Raw genomic sequence first — 17,707 nt, forward strand, 5'->3', positions numbered from 1 at the left:
TCAGACTCCGACGGCACAGCGCCGAATCCTGGCCCGCGCGACGTGCCGTCCGGCTTGCCGGCGGCCACCCCGCGGTACGGCGTTGCTATGATAGCGCAGCGCAAACCCAATAACGACAAGGGTTTCAAAGATTTTCATCGGTATTTCGCCGAATGAATCGTCGATTGCCCGTTTTTTGACCTGCGCCAACCGGACAGGATACGCAGCGCCGTCCGCCCATGCGCCGCCCCGTTGCCCTTTTCCAACGGCCGGTCGGACGGCTCCGCGCAATCCCTTGCCAGGCTTGGCTGCCACGTTTTTTGTTTCGCATGCCCGACCGACTTGTACCCGCCACGCTCGCGCTTCGCGACGACGGCACGCTCGTCTCGCCCGAGTTCGGCGAGCTCCATCGCAGTGCCTCGGGCACGCTCGCGCATCACGCGTTCGTCGCGGAAAACGGGATGCCGGCGCGCTGGCAGCAGCGTCGCACGTTCACGATCGTCGCGACGGAATTCGGCGCGGGCGCCAGCTTCCTCGCAACCTGGGCCGCGTGGCGCGACGATCCCGTGCGCTGCGAGCGACTGCATTTCGTCGCGGTCGAACCGCATCCGTTCTCACGCGAAGACTTGCGTCGCGCGGTTTCCCATATGGTTGCACACACAACCATATCGGCAGACGCCGATGCATTGATCGACGCATGGCCGATGCTCGTGCCGGGCCTGCACCGGCTCGAATTCGACGAAGGGCGCGTGGTACTCACGCTCGCGTTCGGCGATGAGGCGCTCGACCTGTTGAAGAAGCTCGTCGTGCGCGCCGATGCGTTCTATCTCGATGGCGCGACGTCATCGACCGACGTGATCCGCGCGCTCGCGAAGATGGCCGGCGACGATGCAACGTTTGTCTCGCATGCACGTTCCGACGACATAAAGCACGCATTTGGCGAAACAGGTTTCACGTGTCGCGAAGTCGACGATCGTCTCGTCGGCGAATATGCGCCGCGCTGGCGTTCGCGCCGGCACGAACCGCCGCGCGCACTGCCCGTTACGACGCGTCGCGCGATCGTGATCGGCGCGGGCCTGGCCGGTTGCGCGGTCGTCGAACGCCTGGCCGCGCGCGGCTGGGACGTCACGCTGATCGAGCGGCACGAACGGATCGCGAGCGAAGCATCCGGCAATCCTGCCGGCGTATTCCATCCGCTGATGACACGCGACGACAACGTCGCGAGCCGGCTTACGCGCAGCGGCTTCCTGCACGCGATTGCACGCTGGCGCGCACTCGAACGCGCGGGACATGCGTTCGCGCGCAGCACGCACGGGATGATGCATCTCGCCGAATCGGCCGACGACTTCGCGCGGATGCGTGACGCATTCGATGCGTTCGGCGCACCGTCCGACTATGTGACGCTGCTCGATACCGATGCCGCGCGTGCGCATCTGAACCTGCCGGTCGCGCATGGCGGCCTGCTGTTTCCGCACGGTGGCGCCGTCTGGCCGGCCGGGCTGTGTGCCGCGCAATACGCGGCGGCCGGCGAGCGCGTACGCCTGCTTGCCTCCACCGGCGTGGCGCGGCTCGAGCGGCGCGGCGATGCATGGCATGCACTCGACGATGCAGGCGGCACGCTGGCCGAAGCGCCCGTCGTCGTGCTCGCGAACGCGGGCGACGCCGCGCGTCTTGCCGGGTTGCAGCATGTCGCGCTGCAACCGGTACGCGGCCAGCTCACGCTGCTGCCGCCGGGCACCACGGCGCCGCTGCCATGCCCGACGATCGGCGACGGTTACGCGGTGCCGCTCGACGACGGCACGCTGCTGATCGGCGCCACGTTCGAACCCGACGACGTCGATCCCGCGATGCGCACGGCCGGCCACGTCGAAAACCTCGATCGCGTTCGGCACCTGCTGCCGGGCCTGATCGGCGACCTGCCGGATCCGGCCACGCTGGGCGGCCGCGTCGCGTTCCGCTGGGTCGTCGGCGACCGCCTGCCGCTCTTCGGCCCGCTCGCCGACGAAGCGCAGGCCCTCGCGAACGCACGCGCGCTGGGCGGTGCGCAGGCGCGCGATTTGCCACGAACACCCGGCCTCTATGGCGCATTCGGCTTTGGCTCGCGCGGCCTCGTATGGGCCGCACTCGGCGCCGAACTGATCGCGTCGCAACTCGAAGGCGAGCCGTGGCCGCTCGAGCGCGAACTTGCCGACGCCGTCGACCCCGCACGCTTCCTGATCCGCGCCCTGCGCGCGCGCCGCGTCGGTTCCGCCGGCTGACCGGCACGCGAATCGCTCACAGTCTCCCGATTTTTTCGCGCAAGGTTATCCACGCCACGCTGTGGATAACCGCGCGGAATCCGCGCGCAGTTCGTGTGCAATCACAGTGGACGTAAACTGGGCAACTCGGCACAGCTGTGAAGCGGCCCGAAAGTTGCTCAACTCAAATGTCTGTGCACGAACAGCCTGTGCAACCGGTTATGGTTTCGCCAAGGCCTTGATCCGTCAGCGTAAACCGAAGTTATCCACAGAACTGTGCGCCCTTTGTTAACTTCTACTACGTATATATACAAGTAAACCTTTGAAACCAAAGACCTGCGGTGCCGCACAGGGCCGCGAGTCGATTCAATCGGTTCCAGAGCGAAAAAGCTGTGGCACAATCGGTTTCCTTCGCGATCGTTCGGCCAGGCGCCGGACATGCTTCAATGGAACGGTCGGCACGATTTCGAATCTGAATCTTCGAGACTGCGCAGTCCGTTCACACACCAGGCCGACAATCCAGATCGGCAACCTGTACGACGTTCCGCCCGATGGCGGAACAGGCGGATCCCATGTACCGCCGTCGTCGACCACAACAATCACATTCGGGGCGATTCCCAGCCGGCGCGCATCCATTTCTGACGCTTGACCCCGTGTCGCTGGCGGTTGCTTCCAAAGGAGAAGTCACCACGATGAAGTCGGCGTTCTCATTCCTGCCCAACTGGCCGCTTGCGCCGGATGCCGTGTTCTGGGCCGGGCTCGCGCTGTTCGCGGCCGGCCTGTGTGGCGAGCTGTGCTACCGCGCGTGGCGTCTGCCGCGCATCACCGGTTACGCGGTGATCGGTCTGATTGCCGGTTCGTTCGGATTCGGCGTGATCGATGCCAGCACCGACGAAACGTCGCGGCTGCTGATGGATGTCGCGCTCGGCCTGCTGCTGTTCGAACTCGGCAGCCGCCTCGACCTGCGCTGGATCCGGCGTAATCCGTGGCTCGTCGCGTCGAGTCTCGCGGAAGCCACGCTGACGTTCGTGCTCGTGCTGTTCGTGATGCTCGCGCTCGGCGTGTCGGGGATGGTCGCGCTCGTGCTGTCGGCGATCGCGATCGCCACGTCGCCGTCGATGGTGATCCAGCTCAAGACCGAGCTGCGCGCGGAAGGGCAGGTGTCGCAACGTCTCATCACGCTCACCGCGCTCAATAGCGTGTACGCGATCGTGCTGACCAAGCTCGTGACGAGCTGGCTTCACCAGGAAGCGTACGGCAACGTTTTCGCGACGATCCTGCAACCGCTCTACCTGATCGCCGGTTCGTTCATCGTCGCGTATCTCGTCGCGCGTTCGTGCAACTACCTGTTCCGCCACATGACCGCGACGATGCGCGACGAGCATTCGTTCGTCGCGCTGTTCGGGCTCGTGATGCTCGCGATCGCGGTCGCACAGGCATTGAAGCTGTCGACGCTGCTCACGCTGCTGCTCGCCGGCATCATCGTGAAGAACCTCGAAGCGCGGCCGCAGCTGTGGCCGGAGCATTTCGGCACGGCCGGCTGGCTGCTGACGGTGGTCCTGTTCGTGCTGACGCTCACGTCGTTCACCTGGGGCGACATCGCGCTCGGCGGGCTGCTCGCGATCGTGCTGATCGTCACGCGGCTCGCCGCGAAGCTGGCCGGCGTCGTCGCGTTCGCGAAGCCGAGCGGCCTCGGGATGAAGCAGGGCATTGCGCTCGGCATCGCGCTGACACCGATGTCAGCACTGTCGTACCTGCTCGTCGACGATACGTACCAGCTCTACCCGAATTTCGACCCGCACCTGCGCGCGATCGTGATGTGCTCGATCGTGATCCTGCAGCTCGTCAGCCCGTTCGTCGTCTACCGCTGCCTGTCGGCGGTCGGTGAACGCAGCGACAGCAACTGATTCCGGAACCTGCCATGGCACTCGAAACCTTCGTCAATTCCGAACCGTTCACGTTCGGCGTCGAACTGGAGATCCAGGTCGTCAACACGCACAACTACGACCTGACCAAGGCTGCATCCGACCTGATGCGCCTGATCCAGGGCGAGACCTTTCCGGGCAACATCACGCCGGAAATCACCGAGAGCATGATCGAGCTGTCGACCGGCATCTGCCATTCGCACGAGCAGGCCGTCAGCGAGCTGCATGCGATCCGCGACGTGCTCGTGAAGGCGGCCGACCAGCTCAACGTCGGGCTTGCCGGCGGCGGCACGCATGCGTTCCAGCAATGGAGCGACCGGCAGATCTACGATGCGCCGCGCTTCCAGTACATCTCCGAGCTGTACGGCTATCTCGCGAAGCAGTTCACCGTGTTCGGCCAGCACGTGCACATCGGCTGTCCCGATCCGGACAGCGCGCTGTTCCTGCTGCACTCGATGTCGCGCTTCATTCCGCACTTCATCGCGCTGTCCGCATCGTCGCCGTTCGTGCAGAACGTCGACACGGGCTTCCATTCGGCACGCCTGAATTCGGTGTTCGCGTTCCCGCTGTCGGGCCGTGCGCCGTTCGTGCTGACCTGGGACAGCTTCGAGGAGTACTTCACGAAGATGGTGAACACGGGTGTCGTCAATTCGATGAAGGACTTCTACTGGGACATCCGCCCGAAGCCCGGCTACGGCACGATCGAGGTGCGCGTGATGGATACGCCGCTGTCGGTCGACCGCGCGGCGGCGATCGCCTGCTACATCCAGACGCTCGCACGCTACCTGCTGACCGACCGGCCCCTGAAGCTGTCGGAGGACGATTACCTCGTCTACACGTTCAACCGTTTCGAAGCGTGCCGCTTCGGGCTAGAGGGCACCTGCGTGAATCCTCAGACGGGTGAGCGCCGTACGATCGCGGAAGACATCCTCGACACGCTCGACCGGATCGCGCCGCATGCAGCCGCGCTCGGGTCGCGCGCGGCGCTCGACGAGATCGGCGCGCTCGCGAAAGCACGCGTGAACGACGCATCGTGGTTGAGAACCGTTTTCAAACAGGAAAAATCGCTGAACGAGACGGTCCGGCAGCAGTGCTTACGTTGGCGTGAGTGAAAAAATGTTTTGCAGATTGCAGGCTCGACCGCGTCGCGATTCGCTGAACGCCGGTTGGCGCCATTTCAGGCCGTAATCGTTGCCAGGCGTCCTGAAAATCTGTGGATAACCCGATATTCCGCTGCAAAGTCAACGATCTGTGCGCGGGATAACCCGGTGGATCAAACCCACCGGATCGATGGCCGATCCGAACAGGAAAATGCTGGCGCGCCCCGTTCCGCGGGCGCGCGGCATAACAGGCACAACGAAAAATTTCAGTTATCCAGCGATTTTCCACAGAATGCAGGGGATAACTTAGCTGTGCGATTTTCCGCTCTCGCTTAGAATATCGGCTTTGCGGACACCGGAACGACGCGTGTCTCTCCGGTCGCCGCGAACGCGACCGCCGCGTGTGCCTCGCGACGGCCGTGCTGACGCACTCGAGAGAGCGCGTCTGTTTTGAGATAGACATTCGATCTCCACACTACGGCCGCTCGGCAACCCGGGCGGCGGCAAAGCGAAAAGACTATGAGCGAAGGCGTTTACGGGAACCAGGCTTCGGGACGTGTGACCCACAGCCTGCTGCGGTTGAGTACGGCCATGCGAAGCCAGGCATGGGATTGGGCGGAGGGCGCTGGCCTCACGCCGACGCAGGGCGAGATTCTCGTGCTGCTGCTGCAGCGCAAGGGCCCGATGCGGCTCGGCGAGATCGCGCGCGAGACTCAGCTCACCGCGGCAACCACGAGCGATGCGGTCAGCACGCTCGAGACGAAGGGGCTCGTCGAGAAGCGCCGTGCGCTGGACGACGGCCGTGCACTGGCCGTGCGTCTGTCGGCGCGTGGCCGGACCGCCGCGAAGAAGGCGCTGCAATGGCCTGAATTCCTGACGAAGGCGGTCGGCAAGCTCGGCGCGGACGAGCAGGGCGCGCTGTACCGCGCGCTGCTGAAGACGCTGCGCGAGCTGCAGGTGGCCGGTGCGACGCCGCCGCAACGCATGTGCGTGACGTGCGCCCACTTCCAGCCGGGCAAGCTGTCGAAGAAGACCGTGCATCACTGCGCGGCGCTCGACATCTCGATGTCGGACAGCGATCTGCGTCTCGACTGCTCGGTGCAGGAAGAAGCCGACGCGGCGACGCAGAAGAAGACCTGGAAGATTTTCGCCGGCTGACGTCCGTCGATCGACCGGGAGGCCGATGATGAACGCTGAAGTCGTGGCGATCCGCCATGTGCATTTCGAGGATCTCGGGAGCTTCGAGCAGGTGCTCGGCGAACGGGGGAGGCGGGTGCGCTATGTCGACGTCGGATCGTCGCGGGTCGAGGTGCTCGACGTGCTCGAGCCGTCGCTGTTCGTCGTGCTCGGCGGGCCGATCAGCGTCTACGACGATGCGCAGTATCCGACGATCGCGCCGCTTCTGACGCTCGTCCGGCAGCGCATCGACGCAGGGCTGCCGATCCTCGGCATTTGCCTCGGCGCGCAGTTCATCGCGCGGGCGCTCGGTGCACGCGTCTATCCGGCCGCGCAGCACGAACTCGGCTGGGCGCCGCTGGCGCTCACCGATGCAGGCCGCGCGTCGCCGCTGCGTCATCTCGATGGCGCGGCGACGTCGATGCTCCACTGGCACGGCGATACGTTCGACCTGCCGGGCGGCGCGATCCATCTCGCGTCGACGCCGGCGTGCCGCCACCAGGCATTCGCTTGGGGGCAGCACGTGCTGGCGCTGCAATGCCATCCGGAAATCCGTACCGACCGTTTCGAACCCTGGCTGATCGCGAACGCCGGAGAAATCGCGGCGATGCCCGGTATCGATGCACGCCAGTTGCGTGCCGATACCGCGCAGCACGGCCCCGTGCTCGAAACGGCTGCGCGACGCATGTTCGGGGAGTGGCTCGACAGCGTCGGGCTCTGACGCCGCGCGCGGCGCTGTTTGCCGCGAAGGTCCAGCCCGGCCTGCATCGATTGCAGGCCGGCGCCTCGCTGTACGCCGCGCATTTGACGCATCGCCGGCCCCCCTTCACTTGCCCTGCCTGACCATCCGCTTACTGCCGGTTGCGCCATCTGCAGGCTTTGGGGCTGCGTGCTACGCTCGTCCGCTCATTCCCTTTCCAGGCGAGCGGCTTCCATGACTGCGCTGTTTTCTCCATTCACGCTGCGCGGCGTGACCCTTCCGAACCGGATCGTGATCTCCCCGATGTGCCAGTACTCGGCCGAACGCGGTGAAGCGACCGACTGGCACATGATCCACCTCGGCCATCTCGCGCTGTCGGGCGCGGGGCTGCTGTGCATCGAGGCGACGGCAGTGGAACCCGACGGGCGCATCACGCACGGCGACCTCGGTCTCTGGGACGACGTGACCGAAGCCGCGCTGAAGCCCGTGCTGGCCGCGATCCGCAAGCATTCGCCAGTCCGCGTCGCGATGCAGCTGTCGCATGCTGGGCGCAAGGCGTCGAGCGCCGTGCCGTGGGAGGGCGGCCAGCTGATATCGGTTGCCGACGGCGGCTGGCTGCCGCACGGGCCGTCGGCCGTGCCGCACAAGGACGGCGAGACGCCGCCGCTCGCGCTCGATGCCGCGGGCCTGAATCGCATCCGCGAAGCGTTCGCGGCGTCGGCGAAGCGTGCGGCACGGCTCGGCATTGACGCGCTCGAAGTACATGCGGCGCACGGCTATCTGCTGCACCAGTTCCTGTCGCCGCTCGCAAACCAGCGTACCGACGAATACGGTGGCTCGCGCGAGAACCGGATGCGTTTTCCGCTCGAAATCTACGAGATCGTGCGCGCGGCGTTTCCGGAGGACCGGCCGGTTGGCGTGCGCGTGTCCGCGACCGACTGGGTCGAAGGCGGCTGGGAGCTCGACGATACGATCGCGTTCGCGCACGAGCTGAAGCGGCGCGGCTGCGACTGGATCGACGTGTCGTCCGGCGGCGTGTCGCCGCTGCAGAAGATTCCGCTGTCGCCCGGCTACCAGGTGCCGTTCGCGCAGGCGGTGAAACGCGCGGTCGGCATGCCGACGATGGCGGTCGGCCTGATCAACGAGCCCGAGCACGCGAACCGGCTGATCGAAGCCGGCGATGTCGACTTTATCGCGATGGCGCGCGCGATGCTGTACGACCCGCGCTGGCCGTGGCATGCGGCGGCCGAGCTCGGCGCGCAGGTGACGGCGCCGCCGCAATACTGGCGTTCGCAGCCGCGCGAGCACAAGGCGTTGTTCGGCGACATCGCATTCGGCCAGCGTTGAGCGTCCGGCGTGCAATATTGCGCGCGATGTTGAACGAAGCAATCGTGAACGTGTAGGATGCGGGTGATTCGCCGCATGCCCCGACGCGGCACCAACCGGTGCCGCGTTTTCGTTTGGCGCGACGCCAGGCCGCGATCGCGGCCGCTTTCATTCAAGTCGTCTTCACAAGGATTCGTTCGATGAGTTCACGCAGGATCGCGGTGCGCCGCTCGGGAGTACACGGCAAGGGCGTGTTCGCCGTGGCGCCGATCAAGGCCGGCGAGCGCGTAGTGGAATACAAGGGCGAGCGAATCTCGTGGAAGGAAGCGCTGCGCCGCCATCCGCACGACCCGAGCGAACCGAACCATACGTTCTACTTCGCACTGGACGAAGGCGGCGTGATCGACGGCAAGATCGACGGCAACAGCGCGCGCTGGATCAACCATTCGTGCGCGCCGAACTGCGAAGCCGAGGAAGTCAAAGGCCGCGTGTTCATCCACGCGCTGCGCGACATCGGGCCGGAAGAGGAGCTGTTCTACGACTACGGCCTCGTGATCGACGCGAAGCTGACGAAGACGCTCAAGCGCGAATACGCGTGCCATTGCGGTGCGGCGTCGTGCCGCGGCACGCTGCTCGCGACGTCGGATGAAGGCGGGAAGAAGAAAAAGAAGAAGGACAAGAAGGACGGCAAGTCCGAGTCCAGGTCGAAAGACAAGAAGAGCAAGAAGTAAGGCAGGCGGCGGCGCACCATGCGCCGCCGTTGTCGTTTTGGCGGGCGGTTGCCGCGCCGTGATCGTCCTTCCTGCTTCCCGTATCCGGCGGGCGGCCCGGCCAACGGGCCGGCGGTTGCCGCCGCGAATCGTTCAGCTCAAGCTCAGTGCGTCGACGCCGCAGCGGGCGTTTCGCTGGCCGGCTTCTCCGTCTGCAAGGCGAGCGGCACGCGCACCACGAAGCGCGAACCACCCTCCGACGCGTCCTGGTACGACACGGTGCCACCGTGCATCGCGATGATGTCATGCACGATCGCCAGGCCAAGCCCGGCACCCGTCTCGACGCCGTTGCCGCTTTGCGCGTCGCCGCGGAAGAAGCGCTTGAACAGGTCGGCCTGCTGGTTCGCGGGCACGCCGGGGCCGTTGTCTTCCACGACGATCTCGGCAGCCGGCTGGCCATCCTCGAGCGCGCCGCGCGCGACATTCACCGTGATCCGCGCACCGTCCGGCCGCGCGAGCGGCACGTATTTCAGCGCATTGTCGAGCAGGTTCGCGATCACCTCGCGCAGCAGCACGGGGTTGCCGCGCACGGTCAGCTTTTCGTCGTCGTCCGCGCCGTCGGTGCGCTGGAAGCCGAGATCGACATGCGACGCGAGCGCGCGCGGCACCCATTCGGCACCGGTCTCGAACGCCATCGCCGCGAGGTCGACGTCGACGAAGCGTGCGGCCTGTTCGCCGGGTTCCGCGCGGGCGAGCGACAACAACTGGTTGGACAGGCGCACCGCACGGTCGGCGGCCGCGCGCAACTCGCGCACCGCGGCGAAGGTCTGGTGCGGATCGCGCGCGACGGCGGCCTGCTCGGCATGCAGCTTCACGGCCGTGAGCGGCGTGCGCAGCTGGTGCGCGGCATCGGCGATGAACTTGCGCTGCGCGTCGAGCGCGGTCTTCAGGCGGCCGAGCAGGGCGTTCATCGCGCTCGTCAGCGGCCGGATTTCCAGCGGCACCTCGGTTTCGTCGACCGGTTCCAGCGACGTGTGGGTCTGCCGGTTCAGCGAATCGGCCAGATGCGTGAGCGGGCCGAGCTGCTGGTTCACGACGCGCCACACGATGCCCCAGCCCGCGAGCAGCAGCAGCAGCAGCGGCATCATGATCGCGACGAGGAATTCGGCCGCGATCCGGTAGCGGTGCCGCACCGGCTGCGCGACTTCGACGACCATCGGCTTGCCGCCCTCGACGTCGTCGACGCGCACCTGCGCGACGCGCACCGCGCGGTTGTCGTACTCGGCCTCGAACACGTACGCGTGATGCATGCGGCGCACGTTGATGCCCTGCAGCGGCAGCTTCGGATCGCCGGCAAGTTCCTGCTCGCCGTCGCTGATCCGGTAGATCAGCGCTTCGGCGGGATCGGAGAACATCGCCTGCGCGAGCGGCGGCACCGTGAACGGCGCGTCGGGGCCGGCGATCTGGATCTGTTTGGAGATGGCGGTGGCGAGATCGGCGAGCGAGCGGTCGATCACGTGCTGCGTGTATTGCCACGCGAGCCAGTAGGCGATCAGGCCGCTCATCAGCGCGAGCATCGACAGCGGGGCGGCGAGGCGCCGGAGCAGCGAGCGGCGCAGGCTGGTGGTCACAGCCGGATCAGGAGACATTTCGACGGGCAAATGGATAAGCGCCGCTCACGGGGAGCGGCGCGGTCGTGCGCCGGGCGGCGACGCGGAGCAGGGCGCACACGCCGGCGGCACGCGGCCGGCCGGCGCGCGGCGCCGCTCAGACGCTCGCCGTCTGGCGGATTTCCTGCAGCAGGTAGCCGAAGCCGCGCACCGTGACGATTTCGACACGGCACTGCTCGAGTTTCTTGCGTACGCGGTGCACGTAGACTTCGATCGCGGTGTCGCCGAGATCGCCGCCGAAGTGCGTGAGGTGATCCTGCAGCTGGGCCTTGCTGACGACGCGGCCGTGGCGCAGCAGCAGCATCTCGAGCACCGCGAATTCGCGCGGCGACAGCTCAAGCGGCTTGTCGTCGTTGAAGATGCGGCGATCGACGCCCGACAGGCGGACGCCGCCGAGCGACACTTCCGGGCGCGGCATGTCGCTGTGCGGGCCGCTGCGGCGCATCACCGCGCGGATGCGCGCCTCGAGCTCGGCCGGCTCGAACGGCTTGAGCATGTAGTCGTCGGCGCCCGAGTTCAGGCCCTGGATCCGGTCGTTCAGCTCGTCGCGTGCGGTCAGCACGATGACGGGCGTGTGGCGGTTGGTCTGGCGGAAACGCGTGAGCAGCGTCATCCCGTCGATGCCCGGCAGGCCGAGGTCGAGGATCACGAGTTCGTGGCGGTTTTGTGCCAGCGCCTGTTCGGCAAAAATGCCGTCATGCACCATGTCGACGGTGAAGCCAGCCTGCTCGAGGCTGCTCTGGATACCGCGTGCGATGGGGCGGTCGTCTTCGATCAGAAGGAGTCGCATGAAGTTCGCTCAAGTACAATGGGTTGGCGGTTCAGGCACGCGGACAGCACGAAGCCGTTTCCACAGGGGCGCCGCATCGCGTGACATCAAGCATGGCGGCCAGCGAACGATTAAATCCAATCATGTCCGATATTTCGATCAACGACCTTGAAGCCGCGATCAATTTCTGGCGCGCCCGCTCGCCGTCGAGCGGCGACGAACTCAAACTCTGCGAAGAGGCCAGCGCGCTCTCCAAGCCGTATGCGCTGCTGATTGTACAGCGCGAAAGCGCGCTGCAACTGGAAGGTTTGGACCCCAAGGCACGGAAAGCATACGAGACTTACGTGCGCCTTAAGGATGGCTTGGAAAGCTGAAGGCTTTCGCTGACTACATCCTAGAAAACGTTCATCGAAATGAAAAGTTGACGCGCCGCGCATCGAAAGACGCGCGGCGGTAGAGGAAAGCCTCAGGCGGCCGGTTTTGCGTGCGCGCCGGCACGATCGATGAACAGGGCCAGTTCGATATCGCGTTCGGTCAGGCCGTCGGCGTCGTGGGTCGACAGCGTGACGTCGACGCGGTTGTACACGTTGAACCATTCCGGATGGTGGTTCATTTCCTGCGCCTTGATCGCCACGCGCGTCATGAAGCCGAAGGCTTCGTTGAAATCGGCGAAGCGCAGGCTGCGCTGGATCGCGTCGCGGCCCGGCACGGCCGTCCAGAGCGGCAGGCCCTCGAGCCGTGTCTTGCGTTCTTCTGATGTGAGCTTGTGGATCATCTTGCACCTCTCGTTCGGTAGCGGCGCCCGCGCACGGCTGCGCCGCGCGGCGAAGCCGGCACCGGTCATTGTTTCATAGTTGCGGGAAGGGTGACGGGCGCCGGCCTCGGCGCCCTGAAGCGTCACGCGTCGGCGTCGTCGGGCCAGCCTTCGCCCGTGCCGCGGTGCAGCACGCGATCGGTATCGAGCACCGCGCCGGCCGCGAACTCGGGCAGCGCCGCCAGCCGGTCGGCCAGCGCGCGGCCGTCGACGTCGGCGAGCGCGAACAGTTGCGCGAAATCTTCGATCACGAAGTAGGTCTTCTGGAACGTGTCGATCCGGTACTTCGTGCGCATCACGCGCTCGAGGTCGAAACCGAGCCGGTTCGGCGCCGCGCTTTCGAGGCTGTACAGGCTTTCGCCCTTGCTCGACACGATCCCGGCGCCGTAGATCGACAGCCCGTTCGTGCCGCGCGGGTCGCGGATCAGCCCGAATTCCACCGTATACCAGTAGAGCCGCGCGAGCCGCGCCAGCGCCGCTTCGTCGTCGGCGACCGCGAGCGCGGTGCGGCCGTACGCCTGCATGTAGTCGGCGAACACCGGGTCGATCAGCAGTGGCACGTGGCCGAACAGGTCGTGGAAGCAGTCGGGTTCCTGCAGGTAGTCGAGCTGGTCGGGGCGCCGCATCCACCAGGTGACCGGGAAGCGCCGGTTCGCGAGGTGCTCGAAGAACACGCGATCGGGCACGAGGCCGGGCACCGCGACGATCTCCCAGCCGGTCGCGGGCTTCAGCTGGCGGTTCACGTCGGCGAACGACGGCACGCGGTCGGCCGGCAGGTCGATCTTGCCCAGCCCCGCGACGAATGCGTCGCACGCGCGACCGCGCAGCAGCGCCGACTGGCGTGCATAGAGCTGCTTCCACACCGCGTGGTCGACCTGGCCGTAGCGCTGCAATGGCTGGTCGATGGTGAAATCTGCACGGGTTTCGAGGCCCGCGTCGAACTGCTCCTGCAGTTTCGCGGTGACGACGGTGGACATGATCAGGCTCTGCACGCTGTGGTGGGTAACCATGCAAGTGTAGAGCGGGCCGTGCGCGGAATGGGCGCATAGTTGGCGTTGATTTGCCGGTTGATGCGATAATCGCGCATCAACTCACGAATCAATGCGGAGAATGCTCATGCTGGAACTCGATCACTTCGATCTCGCGCTGCTGGACGTGCTGCAGCGCTTCGGTCGCGCGACGCATCAGCAGCTCGGCGAGGAGGTGCCGCTGTCGCCGTCGCAGATCGGCCGGCGGCTACAGCGGCTCGAGGCGGCCGGCGTGATCGAAGGCTATCGCGTGATGCTGCGGCCCGAAAAGCTCGGGCTTGGCGTCACAGCGTTCACCAGCCTGAAGCTCAAGCACCACGGCGATTCGATCATCGAGCAGTTCCAGCAGCAGATCGACGTGCTGCCCGAAGTGCTCGAATGCCATGCGGTGGTGGGCGATGCCGACTACCTGCTGCGGATCGTCGCGCCCGACCTGAACGCGCTGTCGCAGTTCGTGATGAAGAAGCTGATGCGCGTGCCGGGCGTCGACAGCGTGCGCTCGAACATCGTGCTGACGACCTTCAAGCGCAACGGCGCGCTGCCGCTCGCGCACTTGGCGCCCGGCGCCGCTTGAAGCAGTGATGAGGCGGCGGCAGGGCTGAAGGCGGCCGTGCCGCACCGCCCGTCGTGGGGACGGATCAGGCCGGTTCGTGCTGCGTGTCGGCGTTCAGCAGGTCGACGTATGCAACCGCGACGAGATCGTCCTGCGCCACGCCGAGCTTCGCGAACACGTCGTGCGCTTCGGCTTCGCCGCCGGCTTCATCGTCGTCCGGGCCGAGCACGACTTCCAGTTCGATGAAATCGCCGAGACCGTCCACGCGGTCGAGGTGGATGCGCGTGCGGCCCGCGAGGTACACGTGCCGTTCCTTCGTCACGATTCCGCGCGTGGTCAGCGCGGTCGCGAGCAGCGAATGCATCGCGTCGGGGTTCGTCACGGGGCTGCGCGTGTAGTACGACGCCTTCGGGCCGTCGCGGTCGTCGCGCTGATAGAAGATCAGCTCGGCCGGCGTGCCGTCCTCGAAGCGGCGCAGCTTCAGCCGGCCGCGCGGCACGTCATAGAAGAAATCCTGCTGGCGGTAGAACAGCGGCGCTTCGGTCGCGAGCTTGGCAGCCTGTTCGCGCAGCCGGTCGAATTCACGGGCGCGGGCTTTGATCTCGATGTTGCGGGCCATGCGGGTCTCCTTCAATCGGGGTCTCGCGGTGTGCGAACGCACAATCTAGCAAAAACGCGGAGACGCTGGCGTGACGGCCGGTGTGGCGCGATGACGCGTCCGCGCGCGGAAGCTGCTTCATCAGCGCCGCTCATATCGCCCACTGGGCCTCGATCAGCCGCAGCGCGGCCGCGATCGCCGGTTCGTCGCGCCGCTCGGCGAGCGTCACGAACGTTAGCTCGGTGGGCACCGTCACGCGCTCGACGATCGTCAGTGCGTGCGCGTGCGCTTCGGCCAGCGCGGTCGAGTCGCGCGCGAGCGTCAATCCGATCCCCGATTTGACGAGGTCGAGCATCGACTGCTCCTGGTCGACTTCGGCGACCTTCACCGGTTGCGCGCCGGCATCCGCGAAGCGCCGCGACAGCAGCCGGTGGTGCGCGGACGCCGGCGGCGTCCAGATCCACGGCAGCGTGGCGAGCGCGCGCCAGTCGTGCGCACGCTGCACGCGCTCCTTCCAGCCGGCCGGCGCGAGTACGCGGTACTGGAAATGCGTGAGCGTGACGGTGTGGAACAGTGTGCCGTCGAGCGAATCGTCCTCGCCCGGACGGCCGATGTAGTAGCCGACGTCGAGCGCGCGTGCGCGCACCTGTTCGATCACCCAGCCCGACATCCCGTGCCGCAGCGCCGTCTCGATCTGCGGATGGGTTTCGACCAGCGCGCGCAGGAAGCCGCCGAGCCGCAGGAAGCCCGGATCGAGGATCGTGCCGACACGCAGCCGGCCGCGCACCTCATGCCGCAGCGCAGCAGCGGCGCGCTGCACGTCGGCGGCCGCGGCGAGCGCGCGTTCCGCGTGCGGCAGCAGCGTCTGGCCGTCGCGCGTGAGCGCAAGCCCGCGCGACGTGCGCGTGAACAGCGTGACGCCGAGCAGTTCCTGCAGATGCTTGATCTGCAGGCTGACGGCCGGCTGCGTCAGGTGCAGCTGCGCGGCGGCGCGCGTCAGGTTGCCTTCGCGCGCGACCGTCGCGAACGCGCGGAGCAGGGTGAGATCCATCGTCGTGATATGAGCGCAGCTTATAACGCAGTTCAGCATAACTCATTGGATCGGCGGCCGGCGGCGGGAGTACGCTTCCTCGGGTCGCGGCGCGCGGCCGCCAGCGCGGCCCGCGACGCACTATGCTGAAAATGCGCGCGGCACCGCGCCGCGCGCCGTACAACAAGGAAGAAGGGGACACGCCGTGAGTACTCCACGCACGCTCGAAGGCGAATTCGATTACGTGATCGTCGGCGCGGGCACCGCGGGTTGCGTGCTCGCGAACCGCCTGACCGAGGATCCCGACATCCACGTCCTGCTGCTCGAGGCAGGCGGCAAGGACGACTATCACTGGATCCATATCCCGGTCGGCTATCTGTATTGCATCGGCAACCCGCGCACCGACTGGCTGTACAAGACGCAACCCGAAGCGGCGCTCAACGGCCGCGCGCTGTCGTATCCGCGCGGCCGCGTGCTCGGCGGCTGCTCGTCGATCAACGGAATGATCTACATGCGCGGCCAGTGCGAGGATTACGACAGCTGGGCGGAGGCCACCGGCGACGCCGGCTGGTCGTGGGACAGCGTGCTGCCGATCTTCAAGCGCAGCGAGGACCACCATGCGGGCGCGAGCGATGCGCACGGCGCGGGCGGCTACTGGCGCGTCGAGAAACAGCGGCTGCGCTGGGAAATCCTCGAATCGTTCGCGCAGGCCGCGCAGCAGACGGGCATCCCCGCCACCGACGATTTCAACCGCGGCGACAATACCGGGGTCGGCTATTTCGAGGTGAACCAGAAACGCGGCGTCCGCTGGAATACGTCGAAGGCATTCCTGCGTCCCGCAATGGCCAGGCCGAACCTGACCGTGATCACCGGCGCTCAGGCGCAGCGCGTGATCTTCGAGGGGCGGCGCGCGGTCGGCGTCGAGTATCGCGGCGGCGGCACCGATTACGTCGCGCGGGCGCGCTCGGAAGTGCTGCTGACGTCCGGCGCGGTGAATTCGCCGCAACTGCTCGAACTGTCAGGGATCGGCGACGGCCGTCGGCTGCAGGCGCTCGGCATCGACGTCGTGCAGGATTTGCCGGGCGTCGGCGAAAACCTGCAGGATCACCTGCAGTTGCGGATGGCGTTTCGCGTCGAGGGCGTGCGCACGCTCAATACGCTGTCCGCGCACTGGTGGGGCAAGCTGATGATCGGCGCCGAATATGCGTTGCTGCAGCGCGGGCCGATGTCGATGGCGCCGTCGCAGCTCGGCGCGTTCGCTAAATCCGATCCGGATGATCCTGCGCTCACGCGCCCAGACCTCGAATACCACGTCCAACCGCTGTCGCTCGAACGCTTCGGTGAGCCGCTGCACAGCTTCAACGCATTTACGGCGTCGGTCTGCCATCTGCGGCCGACATCGCGCGGCAGCGTGCATGTCACGAGCGCCGATCCGGGCATCGCGCCGGCGATCGCGCCGAACTACCTGTCGACCGACCACGATCGGCAAGTCGCCGCGAACGCGCTGCGCCTGACGCGCCGGATCGCATCCGCGCCGGCGCTCGCGCGCTATCGTCCCGCGGAAATCCTGCCGGGCACGCAATACCGGAGCGAAGCCGAGCTGATCGAGGCGGCCGGCGCGGTCGGCACGACGATCTTCCATCCGGTCGGAACCTGCCGGATGGGGCGTGCCGACGATGAGCGCGCGGTGGTCGACAGCCGGCTGCGCGTGCGCGGCATCGCCGGGCTGCGAATTGTCGATGCGTCGGTGATGCCGTTCATAACCTCGGGCAACACCAATTCGCCGACGCTGATGATTGCCGAGCGCGCGAGCGACATGATCCGCGCCGATCGCCGTGCGGCGCGCGATGCGACGACGGTGCGAACCGAGCCGGCGGTGACAGCCGCGTGACGGCGCGCTGACACGCGCGACAGCGGGCCGTCATGAAAGCGCCCGCTGATTCGCTATGCGAAACAAGCTGCCGTTGCGTTTGTTCGAACGGCACGCACCTTGCAAGCCGCGCAATCGCGCGGCTTTTTTCATCGTTTGCGTGCCGTGCATGTCGGAAGGTCAACGCGCGATGATGCACGTGTCAAAAAAGCATGGCGAAAA

Annotated in this window: 16 protein-coding genes; 10 read left to right on the forward strand and 6 right to left on the reverse strand. The window is 66.5% G+C overall.

The window, feature by feature from the left end; genetic code table 11:
• Positions 1 to 308: 308 nt before the first annotated feature.
• The 7 genes from mnmC to KEC55_RS00355 all read left to right on the forward strand — a co-directional run bounded on the left by mnmC (position 309) and on the right by KEC55_RS00355 (position 9,174).
• Entirely contained in the window at positions 309 to 2,237 is a 1,929-nt protein-coding gene (mnmC, locus tag KEC55_RS00325; RefSeq protein ID WP_282506288.1) for a bifunctional tRNA (5-methylaminomethyl-2-thiouridine)(34)-methyltransferase MnmD/FAD-dependent 5-carboxymethylaminomethyl-2-thiouridine(34) oxidoreductase MnmC, read from the forward strand.
• Positions 2,238 to 2,908: 671 nt separating this feature from the next.
• Positions 2,909 to 4,123, forward strand: coding sequence for a cation:proton antiporter (locus tag KEC55_RS00330; RefSeq protein WP_176049151.1), 1,215 nt, complete (start codon positions 2,909 to 2,911; stop codon positions 4,121 to 4,123).
• Between the two features lie 14 nt (positions 4,124 to 4,137).
• Positions 4,138 to 5,253: a YbdK family carboxylate-amine ligase gene (locus tag KEC55_RS00335; RefSeq protein WP_006490006.1), complete on the forward strand. Its 1,116-nt coding sequence runs from the start codon at positions 4,138 to 4,140 to the stop codon at positions 5,251 to 5,253.
• Positions 5,254 to 5,760: 507 nt separating this feature from the next.
• Positions 5,761 to 6,399 carry a MarR family winged helix-turn-helix transcriptional regulator gene (locus tag KEC55_RS00340; RefSeq protein ID WP_043184842.1) on the forward strand — a complete coding sequence of 213 codons (639 nt, stop codon included), beginning with the start codon at positions 5,761 to 5,763 and terminating at the stop codon, positions 6,397 to 6,399.
• A 28-nt stretch (positions 6,400 to 6,427) separates the two neighbouring features.
• Positions 6,428 to 7,138 carry a glutamine amidotransferase gene (locus KEC55_RS00345; protein WP_282506289.1) on the forward strand — a complete coding sequence of 237 codons (711 nt, stop codon included), beginning with the start codon at positions 6,428 to 6,430 and terminating at the stop codon, positions 7,136 to 7,138.
• 213 nt (positions 7,139 to 7,351) lie between these two features.
• Positions 7,352 to 8,464, forward strand: coding sequence for an NADH:flavin oxidoreductase/NADH oxidase (locus tag KEC55_RS00350; protein WP_282506290.1), 1,113 nt, complete (start codon positions 7,352 to 7,354; stop codon positions 8,462 to 8,464).
• Positions 8,465 to 8,643: 179 nt separating this feature from the next.
• A complete protein-coding gene (locus tag KEC55_RS00355; RefSeq protein WP_282506291.1) occupies positions 8,644 to 9,174 on the forward strand; it encodes an SET domain-containing protein in 531 nt (176 codons plus the stop codon).
• Between the two features lie 143 nt (positions 9,175 to 9,317).
• Here the strand turns inward: KEC55_RS00355 and KEC55_RS00360 are convergent, their stop codons facing one another.
• Together KEC55_RS00360 and KEC55_RS00365 are read right to left on the reverse strand one after the other, a co-directional pair.
• Complete coding sequence (locus KEC55_RS00360; protein WP_282506292.1) at positions 9,318 to 10,802, reverse strand: sensor histidine kinase; 1,485 nt, start codon at positions 10,800 to 10,802, stop codon at positions 9,318 to 9,320.
• 118 nt (positions 10,803 to 10,920) lie between these two features.
• Complete coding sequence (locus KEC55_RS00365) at positions 10,921 to 11,613, reverse strand: response regulator (protein WP_006401494.1); 693 nt, start codon at positions 11,611 to 11,613, stop codon at positions 10,921 to 10,923.
• A gap of 122 nt (positions 11,614 to 11,735) precedes the next feature.
• Here KEC55_RS00365 and KEC55_RS00370 point away from each other — a divergent pair, with 122 nt between their 5' ends.
• Positions 11,736 to 11,966: a DUF3717 domain-containing protein gene (locus tag KEC55_RS00370; protein ID WP_034183818.1), complete on the forward strand. Its 231-nt coding sequence runs from the start codon at positions 11,736 to 11,738 to the stop codon at positions 11,964 to 11,966.
• Positions 11,967 to 12,058: 92 nt separating this feature from the next.
• Here the strand turns inward: KEC55_RS00370 and KEC55_RS00375 are convergent, their stop codons facing one another.
• On the reverse strand, positions 12,059 to 12,367 hold the full coding sequence (locus tag KEC55_RS00375) for a 4a-hydroxytetrahydrobiopterin dehydratase (RefSeq protein ID WP_034183819.1): 309 nt from the start codon (positions 12,365 to 12,367) through the stop codon (positions 12,059 to 12,061).
• Between the two features lie 122 nt (positions 12,368 to 12,489).
• Positions 12,490 to 13,383 (reverse strand): phenylalanine 4-monooxygenase, encoded by an 894-nt coding sequence (gene phhA, locus KEC55_RS00380; RefSeq protein ID WP_282506293.1) that lies wholly within the window; start codon positions 13,381 to 13,383, stop codon positions 12,490 to 12,492.
• A gap of 139 nt (positions 13,384 to 13,522) precedes the next feature.
• Here phhA and KEC55_RS00385 point away from each other — a divergent pair, with 139 nt between their 5' ends.
• Complete coding sequence (locus tag KEC55_RS00385) at positions 13,523 to 14,008, forward strand: Lrp/AsnC family transcriptional regulator (RefSeq protein WP_006408082.1); 486 nt, start codon at positions 13,523 to 13,525, stop codon at positions 14,006 to 14,008.
• A 64-nt stretch (positions 14,009 to 14,072) separates the two neighbouring features.
• Here KEC55_RS00385 and KEC55_RS00390 read toward each other — a convergent pair whose 3' ends face one another.
• Positions 14,073 to 14,606 (reverse strand): class IV adenylate cyclase, encoded by a 534-nt coding sequence (locus KEC55_RS00390; protein WP_176049141.1) that lies wholly within the window; start codon positions 14,604 to 14,606, stop codon positions 14,073 to 14,075.
• Between the two features lie 130 nt (positions 14,607 to 14,736).
• Positions 14,737 to 15,636 carry a LysR family transcriptional regulator gene (locus KEC55_RS00395; RefSeq protein WP_282506294.1) on the reverse strand — a complete coding sequence of 300 codons (900 nt, stop codon included), beginning with the start codon at positions 15,634 to 15,636 and terminating at the stop codon, positions 14,737 to 14,739.
• 184 nt (positions 15,637 to 15,820) lie between these two features.
• Here KEC55_RS00395 and KEC55_RS00400 point away from each other — a divergent pair, with 184 nt between their 5' ends.
• Positions 15,821 to 17,506: a GMC family oxidoreductase gene (locus KEC55_RS00400; RefSeq protein ID WP_282506295.1), complete on the forward strand. Its 1,686-nt coding sequence runs from the start codon at positions 15,821 to 15,823 to the stop codon at positions 17,504 to 17,506.
• Positions 17,507 to 17,707: the final 201 nt, after the last annotated feature.

This window comes from Burkholderia cepacia (assembly GCF_029962485.1).
Lineage (GTDB): Bacteria > Pseudomonadota > Gammaproteobacteria > Burkholderiales > Burkholderiaceae > Burkholderia.

What these genes read in the sequence shown, in the direction of transcription:
- mnmC (WP_282506288.1), top strand. Translation starts at nt 309, where the DNA reads ATGCCCGACCGACTTGTACCCGCCACGCTCGCGCTTCGCGACGACGGC.
- KEC55_RS00330 (WP_176049151.1), top strand. Translation starts at nt 2,909, where the DNA reads ATGAAGTCGGCGTTCTCATTCCTGCCCAACTGGCCGCTTGCGCCGGAT.
- KEC55_RS00335 (WP_006490006.1), top strand. Translation starts at nt 4,138, where the DNA reads ATGGCACTCGAAACCTTCGTCAATTCCGAACCGTTCACGTTCGGCGTC.
- KEC55_RS00340 (WP_043184842.1), top strand. Translation starts at nt 5,761, where the DNA reads ATGAGCGAAGGCGTTTACGGGAACCAGGCTTCGGGACGTGTGACCCAC.
- KEC55_RS00345 (WP_282506289.1), top strand. Translation starts at nt 6,428, where the DNA reads ATGAACGCTGAAGTCGTGGCGATCCGCCATGTGCATTTCGAGGATCTC.
- KEC55_RS00350 (WP_282506290.1), top strand. Translation starts at nt 7,352, where the DNA reads ATGACTGCGCTGTTTTCTCCATTCACGCTGCGCGGCGTGACCCTTCCG.
- KEC55_RS00355 (WP_282506291.1), top strand. Translation starts at nt 8,644, where the DNA reads ATGAGTTCACGCAGGATCGCGGTGCGCCGCTCGGGAGTACACGGCAAG.
- KEC55_RS00360 (WP_282506292.1), bottom strand. Translation starts at nt 10,802, where the DNA reads ATGTCTCCTGATCCGGCTGTGACCACCAGCCTGCGCCGCTCGCTGCTC.
- KEC55_RS00365 (WP_006401494.1), bottom strand. Translation starts at nt 11,613, where the DNA reads ATGCGACTCCTTCTGATCGAAGACGACCGCCCCATCGCACGCGGTATC.
- KEC55_RS00370 (WP_034183818.1), top strand. Translation starts at nt 11,736, where the DNA reads ATGTCCGATATTTCGATCAACGACCTTGAAGCCGCGATCAATTTCTGG.
- KEC55_RS00375 (WP_034183819.1), bottom strand. Translation starts at nt 12,367, where the DNA reads ATGATCCACAAGCTCACATCAGAAGAACGCAAGACACGGCTCGAGGGC.
- phhA (WP_282506293.1), bottom strand. Translation starts at nt 13,383, where the DNA reads ATGTCCACCGTCGTCACCGCGAAACTGCAGGAGCAGTTCGACGCGGGC.
- KEC55_RS00385 (WP_006408082.1), top strand. Translation starts at nt 13,523, where the DNA reads ATGCTGGAACTCGATCACTTCGATCTCGCGCTGCTGGACGTGCTGCAG.
- KEC55_RS00390 (WP_176049141.1), bottom strand. Translation starts at nt 14,606, where the DNA reads ATGGCCCGCAACATCGAGATCAAAGCCCGCGCCCGTGAATTCGACCGG.
- KEC55_RS00395 (WP_282506294.1), bottom strand. Translation starts at nt 15,636, where the DNA reads ATGGATCTCACCCTGCTCCGCGCGTTCGCGACGGTCGCGCGCGAAGGC.